Annotated in this window: 11 protein-coding genes; 3 read left to right on the forward strand and 8 right to left on the reverse strand. The window is 57.8% G+C overall.

Annotation, left to right across the window (positions count from 1 at the left end; genetic code table 11):
* Positions 1-2: 2 nt before the first annotated feature.
* From FGU71_RS06845 to acsA, 3 genes are read right to left on the reverse strand one after another with little or no spacing between them, the layout of a single operon-like run.
* Positions 3-977: an alpha-ketoacid dehydrogenase subunit beta gene (locus FGU71_RS06845; protein WP_142787882.1), complete on the reverse strand. Its 975-nt coding sequence runs from the start codon at positions 975-977 to the stop codon at positions 3-5.
* Positions 974-1966: a pyruvate dehydrogenase (acetyl-transferring) E1 component subunit alpha gene (pdhA, locus tag FGU71_RS06850; protein ID WP_142787883.1), complete on the reverse strand. Its 993-nt coding sequence runs from the start codon at positions 1964-1966 to the stop codon at positions 974-976. The genes FGU71_RS06845 and pdhA overlap by 4 nt, the downstream gene beginning before the upstream one ends.
* Positions 1963-3663 (reverse strand): acetate--CoA ligase, encoded by a 1701-nt coding sequence (gene acsA, locus FGU71_RS06855; protein ID WP_142789019.1) that lies wholly within the window; start codon positions 3661-3663, stop codon positions 1963-1965. The genes pdhA and acsA overlap by 4 nt, the downstream gene beginning before the upstream one ends.
* Positions 3664-3957: 294 nt before the next feature.
* Between acsA and FGU71_RS06860 the strand changes: the two genes are divergently transcribed.
* The gene (locus tag FGU71_RS06860) at positions 3958-4398 is read left to right on the forward strand and encodes a host attachment family protein (RefSeq protein ID WP_267901825.1); all 441 of its coding nucleotides are present in this window, start codon (positions 3958-3960) and stop codon (positions 4396-4398) included.
* Between the two features lie 140 nt (positions 4399-4538).
* The gene (locus FGU71_RS06865; protein ID WP_142787885.1) at positions 4539-5459 is read left to right on the forward strand and encodes a hypothetical protein; all 921 of its coding nucleotides are present in this window, start codon (positions 4539-4541) and stop codon (positions 5457-5459) included.
* Here the strand turns inward: FGU71_RS06865 and FGU71_RS06870 are convergent.
* The gene (locus FGU71_RS06870) at positions 5450-6451 is read right to left on the reverse strand and encodes a ribose-phosphate diphosphokinase (RefSeq protein WP_199799161.1); all 1002 of its coding nucleotides are present in this window, start codon (positions 6449-6451) and stop codon (positions 5450-5452) included. The two genes, FGU71_RS06865 and FGU71_RS06870, sit on opposite strands and share 10 nt — an antisense overlap.
* Positions 6448-7572, reverse strand: a complete 1125-nt coding sequence (locus FGU71_RS06875; RefSeq protein WP_142787886.1) for a site-2 protease family protein — start codon at positions 7570-7572, stop codon at positions 6448-6450. Before FGU71_RS06875 ends, FGU71_RS06870 begins: the two co-directional genes overlap by 4 nt.
* Before the next feature lie 181 nt (positions 7573-7753).
* On the opposite strand from FGU71_RS06875, the gene FGU71_RS06880 reads away from it, so the two are divergent.
* On the forward strand, positions 7754-8287 hold the full coding sequence (locus tag FGU71_RS06880; protein ID WP_142787887.1) for a hydrolase: 534 nt from the start codon (positions 7754-7756) through the stop codon (positions 8285-8287).
* A gap of 44 nt (positions 8288-8331) precedes the next feature.
* Here FGU71_RS06880 and FGU71_RS06885 read toward each other — a convergent pair whose 3' ends face one another.
* From FGU71_RS06885 to FGU71_RS06895, 3 genes are all read right to left on the reverse strand, one after another.
* Complete coding sequence (locus tag FGU71_RS06885; protein ID WP_142787888.1) at positions 8332-9096, reverse strand: slipin family protein; 765 nt, start codon at positions 9094-9096, stop codon at positions 8332-8334.
* A 16-nt stretch (positions 9097-9112) separates the two neighbouring features.
* The gene (locus FGU71_RS06890) at positions 9113-10417 is read right to left on the reverse strand and encodes an NfeD family protein (protein WP_199799162.1); all 1305 of its coding nucleotides are present in this window, start codon (positions 10415-10417) and stop codon (positions 9113-9115) included.
* Positions 10418-10747: 330 nt separating this feature from the next.
* Positions 10748-11515: a sulfite exporter TauE/SafE family protein gene (locus FGU71_RS06895; RefSeq protein WP_142787890.1), complete on the reverse strand. Its 768-nt coding sequence runs from the start codon at positions 11513-11515 to the stop codon at positions 10748-10750.
* Positions 11516-11540 lie beyond the last annotated feature (25 nt).

Here is an 11540-nt window from a genome sequence, read left to right on the forward strand (position 1 = left end):
TGTCAGCGCCCAACCGCCGCCCGCGCGGCAGCTACGATTTTTTGGAGGCTGGGCAGCGCGGCCTCTTCCAGATGCTTTGCATAGGGCATCGGAACCTCTTCGCTGCAAACGCGGGCAAGCGGCGCGTCGAGATCCCAGAACCTTTGCTCGATAATACGAGCCATGATTTCGGCGGAAATGCTGCCCGACCGCCAGCCTTCATCGATGATCACGCATCGGCGGGTCTTGGCAATGCTTGCAAGGATTGTGTCATCGTCGAGCGGTCGAAGGACGCGAAGGTCAATCACTTCGGCCGAAATGCCATCGGCCTCCAGCTGCTCGGCAGCGGCGAGAGTCTTGCCCAAAGACCCGCCATAGGTAATCAGGCTGATGTTGTTCCCTTCACGGCGGACCGCTGCGTGGTCGATGTCCACATCCACCGGTTCATCGATTTCGGCGGTGTCATTATACAACAACGCATTTTCGAAGATCAGCACCGGGTCAGGATCATTCAATGCAGCGCTCAGCATTCCTCCGGCGTCTTCGACAGTCCCCGGGGCGAGGACGCGAATGCCGGGAATGTGGGCGTACCACCCCTCTAGGCTGTGCGAATGCTGCGCGGCGAGCTGCCTGCCTCCACCGGTCGCCAGCCGGATGACTATCGGCACGTTGAATTGCCCGCCCGACATATGCCGAATGGTCGCGGCGTTGTTCATGATCTGATCGAGTGCGAGCAGCGAAAAATTGCAGGTCATGATTTCGACTATGGGCCGCATTCCGCCCATTGCCGCCCCGATCCCGGCTCCGGTGAACGCGCTTTCCGAAAGCGGGGTGTCGCGGATCCGGTCGGGCCCGAATTCCTCCAGCAGCCCCTTGGACACCGCGTAGCAGCCGCCATAATGGCCAACATCCTCGCCCATCAGGAAGACGCGCTTATCTTGCTGCATCGCCCGGCGGATCGCGCCGCGCACGGCCTCCCTATAGCTGATTTGTGTCACGCGCGGCGCTCCGCCCCGACATCGCGGGTCAGGTTTTCGACCGGTTCCCAACTACCCGCTTCGGCAAATTCAACCGCCTCCGAGATTTCGGCCGCGATCGCCTGCTCGATCTCGGCGACATCGGCTTCGCGCAATTCACCGGCATCCAACGCCCATTTTTGAAAGCGCTTGATCGGCCCTTTCCCTTTCCACTGCTCCACTTCCTCCTTTGTTCGGTAGAGCTGCGGATCGTACATTGAGTGCGCGCGGAAACGGTAGGTTCGGCATTCAAGAAAGTATGGCCCGCGGCTTTCCCGGATTGCCGCAGCGGCTTTGCGTGCGGCGGCTTCGACATCGACAACATTCATGCCATCGACCGCTTCGGATGGCATTTTGTAACTGGCCGCTTTGGCGCTGATGTCGGTCTCCGCTTCGGTCAGATCAAGCGCCGTGCCCATGGCGTAGAGATTGTTCTCGCACACGAACAACACCGGTAAATGCCACAGCGCCGCCAGATTGAGCGCTTCGTGAAATTCGCCTTCGGCAGCCGCGCCCTCTCCGAAAAAGCAGGCTGTCACATGGGCTTTTCCCGATAGAGCATCGGCGAGGGCGAGCCCGGTCGCCACTGGCAGGCCCCCGCCGACTATCGCATTGCCGCCATAAAAGCGGGTCTGCGCATCAAAGAGGTGCATCGATCCGCCGCGCCCGCGGCTGCACCCTTCCTGTTTGCCGAACATTTCGGCCATGATGGCCCCGGCAGAAACACCCCGAACCAAGGCGTGGCCATGTTCGCGGTAGGTCGCTACGATTGCGTCTTCAGGTTCAAGCACCTGCATGATCCCAACCGCGATTGCTTCTTCGCCGATATAAAGATGCAGGAACCCGCGGATCTTTTCCTGCGTGTAGAGCTCGGCGCATTTCTCCTCGAACCGGCGGACCCGCAGCATCTGATGCAGCAGGTGCCTGCAGTGTTCGCGCGTTAGCCGCACCTTGGTGTCCGGCGCGTTCATGTTGGTGTTTCCAGTGTCGAAATATCACCTTCGGGAAGCCCGATCTCGCGCGCTTTAAGCAGCCGCCGCATGATCTTGCCGGATCGTGTCCGGGGCAAGTCATCGGCAATCTCGATCTGGCGCGGTGCGATGGCCGAGCCGAGCTTTTTTCGTGCATGGCCGAGCAGGTCCTTGCGCAGCTCATCGGTCGGCTCAAAGCCGTGATGAAGCGTAACGAAGGCTTTGACGATCTCGCCCGCGCGCTCGTCAGGAATTCCGATCACGGCGGCTTCGGCGACCGCAATATGCTCAACCAGCGCGCTTTCAACCTCGAATGGTCCGATCAGGTGTCCAGCCGATTTGATGACATCATCGGCCCGCCCGACAAACCAGAAATACCCGTCCTCGTCGCGCATGGCGAGATCGCCGGTAAGATACCAACCCTTGCGAAACGTCTTGTCGTAACGTTGTTGCTCATCAAGATAGGTGCGGAACATCGAAGGCCAGCCCGCGCGCAAGGCAAGCTGGCCCGGAATGTTCGGTTCATCGATGATGATGATACCGCCATTGTCAATTTCGACTATGGCTGCATCAACTGCGGGCAAAGGCTTGCCCATCGAACCGGGCTTCACATCCATCGCCGCATAATTTGCGATCATGATCCCGCCAGTTTCTGTCTGCCACCAATTGTCATGAAACGGTGTGCCAAACACCTTTGCGCTCCACGTGACAGCCTCGGCGTTGAGTGGTTCGCCGACGCTTGCGAGGAATCGGAGGCGCGAAAGGTCGTATTGCTTCGGCAAATCAGCCCCGGCACGCATCAACAGGCGGATAGCGGTGGGCGCGGTGTACCAGACGGTCACTTTCTCACGCTCAAGCAACGCATACCAGCGCTCGGCATCGAATTCCGCTTCTTCGACGATCATCGTAGCGCCCGCACATAGCGGTGCGATGATCCCGTAAGATGTGCCGGTAACCCAGCCCGGATCCGCGGTGCACCAGTATATGTCGTCCTCGTGAAGATCGAGCGCGATCCGGCCCGTCGCGTTGTGCGCAATTACGGCCTCATGGACATGCACTGCCCCCTTTGGCGTGCCGGTCGTTCCGCTGGTAAAGTGGAGCAACGCCATGTCTTGGGGATCAGTTTGCGCGCATTCGAATTGTGCAGGTGTGTTGGCCAATACCTCTGCCAGATCGACCGTGTCTGGCGCAGGTGCAGTGCCGCTGGGCGTAAGCAGAACCATTTTGAGATTTGGAAGACTACCGCGGGCTGGTGCGACTTTTTTGGCGTAGTCGCGCGGGCCTGCCAGCAGCACTTCTGCTTTTCCAATGGCCATACGCGAACGCACCGGCTCAGGGCCAAAGGCTGAATAGAGCGGACAGAATACCGCGCCAGCCTTTAAGGTGCCGAGTGCCGCGATATAGAGCTCGGGAACGCGCCCCAGCAAAGAATATACCCGTGTTCGCGGGCCGAAACCCCGATCGGTAAGCATACGCGCGAAACGGTCAGTCTCTCGCTTCAGGTCTGCGTAGGTGTAGCTTTTGCGCTCGCCCGATTTTCCAAACCATCGCAGCGCCTCCTTGTTGCCGCGGCCGTGTAAGACATGCCGATCAACCGCTTCATAAGCGATGTTGAGTTTCTGGCCCGGCAGGTAGTCAAGCCACGAACGAAAAGTGTCCCAGTTCCAATCACGGCGCGCGGTTTCGTAATCCTGCATAGCAGCCGAGCGCGTTGAAATTACAGGTTTGTGGATTGTTGGTTGCACGAAGAGAGAACTCCAGAACGCCAAGTTCGGCAGCTGTCTTCTCACCGGTTCAAGCGCGGGCTGTAACTACGCAAAGTCCCGCAATCTTGTGCGCTCAGGCGCAAATCGGGCGCTCTGTATTCCGTAGCAATCCTTAGTGAGCCGCCGTCTCAATCGGATTATCGCCTGATAAAGATCCGGCGAAGCCAAGATAATTGTTCGTGAGATTTCGCTTCGTCTGTCTGACTTTGGAGGCAAAATTCCATGATGATCCCGCACGGAACATATATTCTGGCTCTCGACGGCCGACAGATGCTGTTATTCCGTAATAAAGGAGACGTCAGACAACCTGTCCTCGCAACAATCCTCCACGAGCGAGCCGAAAACCATCGTTCCTCTGTGCAAGGTTCAGACAGGCCCGGGCGCAGCTTTTCAAGTTTGGGCTCAAGGCGAAGCGCTATGTCCGGCGCGGATTTGCATGAGGAAGCGGAAAAAAGTTTTGTGGCGCGGGCGGCAAAGAACCTGGAGAAAGCCGTCCACGGTAAGGATGCACGTTTGATTGTGCTCGCCGCGCCATCAGCTCTGGGAGAGATCCGCAAGCACATAGCCGCCAAACTCAAGGACAGCATCGTTGCAGAAATCGACAGGGACGTGGTCAATAAACCCGCCGACGATATCGTGAGCGTCATCGATGCCTTCGAACGGTGAATTGCGCAAATTTGCCGAAAGGCCGCGTCAATCGGCTCGATCGCAACGGCGCAGAGCGACACTCCGAAATCGTCCAGTTTCTCTCTGATCCTGGCACGTACCCACACGCACCTCGCACCGTCCAAACTATCGAAACGCACATGTCTCTTGTGTTTCTGGCGGGCGAGCGTGTGTACAAGCTGAAACGCCCGATTGAGCTGGATTTTCTGGATTTTCGTTCGGTGTCCGCTCGTCGCCGCAGTTGCGAAGCCGAATTTGAGATCAATCAGAAACTGGCACCCGGCGTCTATCTTGAGGCGCTTCCAATCACCGTCGGGGCGCACGGACTGCTTGCGCTGGGGGGAAAGGGGGAGAAGATTGACTGGGTCGTTGTGATGCGGCGTTTGGACAATAGCGCGGCGCTCGACCGGCTGATCAAGCAACACAGTTTGCAGGCTCATGATTTGGGAAGAGTGTGTGAAACCCTCGCGCAATTCTATTTGACCCAATCTCCGGTCGCAGTGACCGGTAACCGGCTTAAGGCGCTATGGCAGGAGAAGATCGGCGCGATCAGGAAAAGCCTTTCGGACCCGCGGTTCGCTTTGCCGCGCAACCTGATCGATCACCCACTTGCCGCGCTCGATACTTTCGTTGCGAAGAAATGGGCGCAAGTGGGCACCCGGTTGGCAAACGGCTGGATTGTAGACGGCCACGGCGATCTGAAACCGGAACATATCTATATCGGCGATGAAGTGCTGATCATTGATCGGATTGAATTTGACGAGCGCCTGAGATGGTGTGATCCGTTCGACGAGATCGTCTTCCTCGGGCTCGAATGCGAGAAGCTCGGCGGGCAGGGGATCGCCGCTGCTCTGATCGAAGGGCTGGCGGATCGGTTGGGTGACCGACCATCTGAAACACTGTTGCAATTCTATCGTGTCTATCGCGCCTGTATGCGGGCGCGATTGATGATTGAACATTTGCGCGACGAGGCACCGCGCACGCCCGAAAAATGGCCGCGTCAGGCTTTGGCCTACCTTAATCTTGCGAACGAGGCATTGGCACCTTCCCATCAATCATAAGGCAGCAGCTCGCTGATGGGTTCGCCTGATTGCAGCCTCTCCACGACACTGGCGACCAGCGGCGCGGTTTCGATCACTTGCACGCGCCTCCTCGCCTCTTTTGACAGGTCGATTGCAAGCGGGATGGTGTCTGTAACGATCACTGCATCGGGAGCGTCATCACCCCAAAGCGGCGAATCTGCCGTAAACATCGCGTGCCCGGCAATCGCGATCACCTTGTTCGCACCAGCAGCCCGGCTTGCTTTGCATGCCCGCAATATCGTTGTGCCGCTGCTAATCAGATCATCCACGATAATCGCCGTAGAGCCGGTTAGATCGCCGGCGAAGAGAGTGCCGGATACGATCCCTTTGCTGCGATGCTTATCCATGATTGATTTGCCTACTCCGCGGCCCAGGATTGCTTCGAGTTCATGACGCAGCAATTCGGCGCGCTTGTTGCCGCCTGCATCGGGTGACACCACCGCAACCGCGCCGGCTCCAAGTATGGGTTCGAGGTGCTGCGCAAAGATCCGGGCCAGTGAGAGGTGCTCAGACCGGCAGGAGCGGAACGCATTTTCGAAAGCACTGATATTGTGCACTTCAAGTGTGATAACTCGGTCGGTTTCGACACTTTCAAACAGGGCGGCAATGTAGCGGCTGCTAACCGGGTCGCCTGGTTTAGTCCGGCGATCCTTACGGCTGTAGGCGAGGTAGGGGCAGATCGCAGTGACGCTCGCGGCACCTGCATCTTTGAGCGCGCCAATAAAAAACAGCAGACGGATAAGCTTGTCATTGGCGGTCGCTCCGTGCTCACCGTGCAGGCTCTGCACCACATACACATCCCGCCGGCCAACGGGGGCTAACGGGCGTACCTTGTGCTCGCCTCGTTCGAAATCGCGCTCTTCATGACGGGCAATCGAAACGCCGAGATCGATCGCAACTCGCTCTGCGAAATCGCGGCTGGTATTCAGGGCGAACAGAACTGGCCCCGCCATCCTTAGGTGATCTGTCACCTGTTGCCCCAGCTCTTACGCCAGCTTTTGCCAAGGCGTCTGCGAACATCCATCGCGGTTTCTATGGCCAGCTTGTCGAACAGGTTCGGTAATGTGACCAGGCCGAGATGGCGGCCATTGCGATCGATTACGCCAACCGCCGGAGCGCCGCCTTCGATCAGCATTGCGGCTTCGCGCGCTCGCTTCGATATGGACAGTATCGGAATATCTCTGCGCATGGCGCTGCTGACACGGGCCGCCGGGCCAGATTTCGCCAACATTTCAAGCAGGTTCTTTTGCGAGATGATACCGACAAGAACCCCGTCATCGTCAAGCACCGGAAATTCCGCAGCATCGGTGTGAGGCAAGGTCTCAGCCACCATCCCGATCCGATCACACGGGTGGAAGCGTGGGTGATCGCTTGCCATGACGGTGCCTATGGGTGTGCCTCCGATCGCATGGCGCAGCATCACAATCCGGGCTTCCTGTGTGGCTGCAAGGAAAACGAACGCCCCGATGAACACCAGAAGCACAGCGCCCGTGAAAAAGCCGATCAGCGCAAGGCCGATTGCGAGCGCTTGCCCAACCTTTGCAGCGATGGCCGTGGCGATCCGGTGCGGCACGAAAAAGGCCAGCAAAGCTCTGAATATCCGCCCTCCATCCATCGGAAAAGCGGGCAGTAGATTGAATAGACCCACCACCAGATTGAACAGCGCGAGCTGCTCCAGCAGGTTCGCATCCGGATCGGTCATGCGCGCTATCGCGGCCGGTTCCGGTGATCGTCCAAGGGCGAGGGACAGAAGGCCGAACAATACGAAGTTCACCGCCGGACCAGCAATTGCAATCGCCAGCTCCTTGCGCGGTTCTTCGGGAATTCTTTGCAGCTTTGCCAAACCGCCGACCGGCAGCACCAGCACTTCCGGGGTGCGAATACCGAACTTTCGCGCCATAGTGATATGGCCGAATTCATGGAGCACGACGCAGGCAAAAATGAAGGTAAGCAGGGCCATGATTTGGACTGCCGCTTCCGGACCCAAAGACAGAAAGACTGTTACCGCAAGGATCGCCAGAAGCGCCAGAAACGACCAGTGGAGACGGATCGCGGTCTCGTTTACATGCCCGATTGTCACGGAGCGAAACATCTGGCGTCCCCTTGGAAGTCCCGTTGTTGGCTGGCCTAAGGAATGCCGTTTCAGGCTCGATCAAGCCAATCCGTATATCTCCTGAGGGCGGGCAGTTTCGCACACCGCCTTACGGACCATTCCTTATGGCAGCGCGGCAAAGCGGTGTGCATCCTTGCGGCCCCATCAAAAGGAGCCAGTCATGGGAACCGCTTTGCAGGCAGATTTGCCGTTAAATGCGACGCCGGAAATTGATCCTCTCGACAACACTACCGGCTGCTGTCCGCGCTTTCATCCTGAGGGGTGGGATCGCCAAAGCCTTCATTTCGACGATAAGAAATTCGTCCGCGCCACTACCCGCGCGCAGGATCATGTTCCGCTCGATATGGATATCGTGTTTGGCCGCGTGTTTGAGGCGATCGCCGATTCCGGCGCAATGGATGTACCGCATTTTCTAGTCCTCAGCCGCGATCTATCATCTGAAAAAGGCGAGCATCTATTCGCGGTCGATGGCGATGTACCAGGCGAAGAGATGGTCACATTATCGGGACACTTTCGAACCCGGGTATTCGATGCACCGTATGAAGAGGCTCCGGTCTTGCTGGATGCTTTTTCGCGCGAGCTCGCGGATAAGGGGGAGAAAGTCGAGGAGAGCTACATCTTCTACACGACATGCCCAAAATGCTCAGACGCTTACGGCCACAATTACATGGTCGGGGTCGACAAGGTGGCCTAGCGGGACCAGCAACAGCGCACACGCCTTTAGAGGCGATACGGTTTTCACTTGCTCCGCGTGATCTTGAACAGATCGCCAAATTCGATCGGGAAAGGGAACACGATCGTCGAACTGTTTTGCTCGTTGGCGAGCACGTTCAGCGTCGAAAGATATCGCAGCTGCATCGCTTCGGGGGCTTCAGCCAGAACCAGTGCTGCATCGCGCAGCCTCGCTGCGGCTTGATGTTCGCCTTCTGCGTTGATGACTTTGGCCCGGCGCTCGCGTTCGGCCTCGGCCTGGCGCGCGATCGCTCGGACCATGGATTCATCAATATCGACATGCTTGATTTCAACATTGGCTACCTTGATGCCCCAGGCATCGGTCTGCTTGTCGAGAATTTCCTGTAAGTCCTCGTTGAGCTTGTCCCGCTCCGACAGCATTTCATCCAGCTCGTGCTTGCCTAAAACCGAACGCAGTGTCGTCTGTGCCAGCTCGCTCGTGGCGTCGATGAAATTCTCAACCTGGATGATCGCGCTTTCCGGATCGACCACGCGAAAATAGACCACAGCGTTGACCTTAACCGATACGTTATCCTTGGAAATCACGTCCTGCGTCGGAACATCCAACACGACAGTGCGCAGGTCTGTACGTACGATCTGTTGCACAAACGGAATCAGCAGGATCAGACCCGGCCCTTTGACGCCGGTAAACCTGCCCAGGGTGAACACGACTGCCCTCTCATATTCGCGCAGGATCTTGATCGCAGCCCACAGGAAAACCAGCACCAGAGCAATGAGTGGAACGAAGAAGCCATAATCCAGATATTCCATCACCATCTCCTCAAATTCAGGTGTGTGCATTTTCCGAGCGCGACACGCCCAGCCTTAATCCCGTCACTTTATCGATGATGACGGTGTCGCCGTCGCCAAGCCCTTCGGGACCATCGGCATTCCAGCGTTCCGAATGGACGAAAACATGGCCTCGCCCGTTTTGCCAATCGAGCACAGTCGCTTTGGCCCCGATCAATTCCTCCGCGCCAGAGACGATTCGGTGACGAAATGATTTCAGGCCTGCGCGTGCCACCAAGATCACAAAGCCTGCGCTGAATACGGCGACTGCGGCGATTACCGACCAGTTCACCTGAAAGGCAGGCATATCAGTGTCGAACATCATCGCCGCTCCGAATGTGAAGGATGCAATCCCGCCAATCCCCAATGCCCCAAAGGACGGGGCGAAGGCTTCTGCGACCATCAAGCCGATCCCGAGTACGATCAGACCAATGCCGACATAGTCCACCGGCAGAACCGCAAGCGCATACATGCCGATCAGAAGCGAGATTGCTCCGACTGTGCCGGGGACCAGCGCCCCCGGGTTAAGAAACTCGAAGATCAAGCCATAGACACCGATCATCAGGAGAAGCAGAGCGATGTTGGGGTTGGTGATGGTTGCGAGGATTTGATTGAGTACGCTTGGTTCTACCTCTCGGATGGAAATCCCGCTTGTTTCGATCTGACGGGTACCGCCATCCACGGTGATGCTGCGGCCATCAAGCTGATCCAGCAGAGCACGCAGATTTGTTGCAACGAAATCGATGACCCCTCGTTCAAGCGCCGCATCGGCTGATAGGCTCGCAGCGCCGCGGACGGCTTCTTCGGCCCAATCCGCGTTTCGTCCGCGCATCTCCGCCAGTGAACGAATATATGCTGCTGCATCGTTGATTGCTTTGCGATCGGCGACATTGGTTGAAGTGTTATCGCCGTCTCCTTCCTCGCTTTCTTCCGGTGCTGGCGCGGGAACGGCGCCGATCTGGATCGGGGTCGCTGCGCCCAGATTAGTGCCGGGAGCCATTGCGGCAAAATGGCTTGCGTAAAGGATGTAAGTCCCTGCGCTGGCCGCGCGGCTCCCGCTGGGGTGAACATAGGTGACGACGGGTACGGGAGAGGCGATAATCGCGCGAATGATCTCTCGCATAGAGGTGTCTAGGCCGCCGGGCGTATCCATCATGATGACCACCAGTTCCGAATTGGCCAGTTTCGCCTCTTGCAGGCCATCGGCGATATAGGATGCGGCCGCCGGGCCGATTGCGCCGTCGAGGCGGAGCACGATAGCTTCATCGGCAGCGGCTTGCGCAGGGCAGCTGAATACGGCCATTATCGCAACAAGCAGAGCCAGTGCGCGTCTTAATATCAACGCTTTCTCGCGGGCGGCTCGCATCGAACGTCTGTACCTTTCGCTGTTCGAGGTATCGTTTCGATTGCGCCATAATGGGGTCATCCTGACTATACGGGTTTGTGCGGATAACGCTGCGCCGGACCGGCGCTCTGCATCGCTGCTGAATCGAGCGGGAGGATCAGCTAAAAAAAGGCGGCCCTGAGGCCGCCTAGAGTTGGGGCTAAACTTTCAGCCCTCGGGTCGCAAAGCCAATATCGCGTAGCGGCCGTTTTGCGGAAATCAGGAAATCTACTTAATTCGGCCAACGCGTCAGAGGAAACTGGCGTAGAGCCAGTATCCTGTCGTCGCCGTGAGCACACTGCCGACCAACACAAACATGACGTTTGCCGGAAGGAATTTGGCGGCAAGGGCGCCGAATGGCGCGGCCAAAATCCCTCCGATCAGCAATCCCAATGCGGCCCCGGTCACTTGCTCAATGCCGAATTGGCTGATGAACGCGCCCGATACAGCAATCGCGATAAAGAATTCGGCGGCGTTTACAGACCCCACAACTTTGCGCGGCTCTGACCCTTGAAGCATCAGACCGGAGCTTACGACGGGGCCCCAACCTCCGCCGCCGATGGCATCGAGCAATCCCCCAACCAGACCCAAGGGCAAGACCGCTTTCGGGGATCTCTTTTTGGGCTTCCCTTTAAAACCCTTGAAGATCAGGACCAGGCCGAGAAGTGCGAGATAGGTGAAGACGAAGGGTTTAACCGTGTCGCCATCAAACTGAGTCAGCCCATAGGCACCAATCGCGCCGCCCAGCACTCCGGGAAACACGATCTTCAGGAAAAGCCGCTTGTCGATATTGCCACTAATCGCATGGCTCAGCCCGGAAACGGCCGTGGTGAAACACTTGATCACGTGCACCCGATAGGATGCCTGTGCAGGGGGGACTCCCATGTAGCCGACCAGCAAGCTCGTGGCGATTGCCCCGAAAGCCATGCCCAATGCACCGTCGATCAGCTGCGCAAAAAAGCCGATAGCAATGAGCGGCAGCAGCTCTTCAAATCCGGCACCCGTAATCTCGATCATGCGCTTTCCCCCCAGCAGATTAGGG

It is taken from the genome of Erythrobacter insulae (genome assembly GCF_007004095.1).
Lineage (GTDB): Bacteria > Pseudomonadota > Alphaproteobacteria > Sphingomonadales > Sphingomonadaceae > Erythrobacter > Erythrobacter insulae.

What these genes read in the sequence shown, in the direction of transcription:
- pdhA (WP_142787883.1), bottom strand. Translation starts at nt 1,966, where the DNA reads ATGAACGCGCCGGACACCAAGGTGCGGCTAACGCGCGAACACTGCAGG.
- acsA (WP_142789019.1), bottom strand. Translation starts at nt 3,663, where the DNA reads ATGCAGGATTACGAAACCGCGCGCCGTGATTGGAACTGGGACACTTTT.
- FGU71_RS06860 (WP_267901825.1), top strand. Translation starts at nt 3,958, where the DNA reads ATGATCCCGCACGGAACATATATTCTGGCTCTCGACGGCCGACAGATG.
- FGU71_RS06865 (WP_142787885.1), top strand. Translation starts at nt 4,539, where the DNA reads ATGTCTCTTGTGTTTCTGGCGGGCGAGCGTGTGTACAAGCTGAAACGC.
- FGU71_RS06875 (WP_142787886.1), bottom strand. Translation starts at nt 7,572, where the DNA reads ATGTTTCGCTCCGTGACAATCGGGCATGTAAACGAGACCGCGATCCGT.
- FGU71_RS06880 (WP_142787887.1), top strand. Translation starts at nt 7,754, where the DNA reads ATGGGAACCGCTTTGCAGGCAGATTTGCCGTTAAATGCGACGCCGGAA.
- FGU71_RS06885 (WP_142787888.1), bottom strand. Translation starts at nt 9,096, where the DNA reads ATGGAATATCTGGATTATGGCTTCTTCGTTCCACTCATTGCTCTGGTG.
- FGU71_RS06890 (WP_199799162.1), bottom strand. Translation starts at nt 10,417, where the DNA reads ATGGCCGTATTCAGCTGCCCTGCGCAAGCCGCTGCCGATGAAGCTATC.
- FGU71_RS06895 (WP_142787890.1), bottom strand. Translation starts at nt 11,515, where the DNA reads ATGATCGAGATTACGGGTGCCGGATTTGAAGAGCTGCTGCCGCTCATT.